Source organism: Belnapia arida (genome assembly GCF_016773205.1).
GTDB classification, from domain to species: Bacteria; Pseudomonadota; Alphaproteobacteria; order Acetobacterales; family Acetobacteraceae; genus Belnapia; species Belnapia arida.
In genome coordinates this window covers 1-495 of the sequence record NZ_JAETWB010000180.1, presented here as the reverse complement: position 1 = coordinate 495, position 495 = coordinate 1, and the positions used below count along the sequence as shown (strand labels likewise).

The following is a 495-nucleotide window of genomic DNA, read 5'->3' as shown; positions in this document are numbered from 1 at the left end:
GACCTCGTCCCGTTGACGAGGATCAGCGAATCACGATCCGCAGCCAGTCGCGAGCGGGAATTTCAGCAGCCTGCTAGGCTCCAGACTCGATCAGGTCCATCCGAGGAGGATGGCGGCGATGGCGACGGCTGAGGCATAGTTGGCGGCGAGTTTGTCGTATCGGGTGTGGATGCGGCGCCAGTCTTTCAGTCGTCCGATGGTGCGCTCGATGATGTTGCGGGCCCTATAGGCGCGCGCATTGAAGGGCTGCGGGTTCTTGTGGGTTGGGTTGTTCAGGATAACGGGCGGGGTGCCGCGCCCGAGCGGGAAGTGGCGCAGGCCATTGCTGTCGTAGGCGGCATCGGCGGCGCAGAAGGCGGGTGGTGGCAGGTTGGCCAACAGGCCATGGGCCGGGCGGAGGTCGCCCATCTGCCCGGGTGTTGCTCTGTCGCGAGGCTCATCCGGGGGCACTGAGGCGGACGAGGCGCTGGAGGTTGTAAGTGAGCCCGCGCAGTA

Annotated in this window: 1 protein-coding gene; it reads right to left on the bottom strand. The window is 65.7% G+C overall.

Annotated features, from left to right (window positions below):
• Positions 1-90: 90 nt before the first annotated feature.
• Positions 91-408: a transposase gene (locus tag JMJ56_RS33290; RefSeq protein ID WP_202836145.1), complete on the bottom strand. Its 318-nt coding sequence runs from the start codon at positions 406-408 to the stop codon at positions 91-93.
• Positions 409-495: the final 87 nt, after the last annotated feature.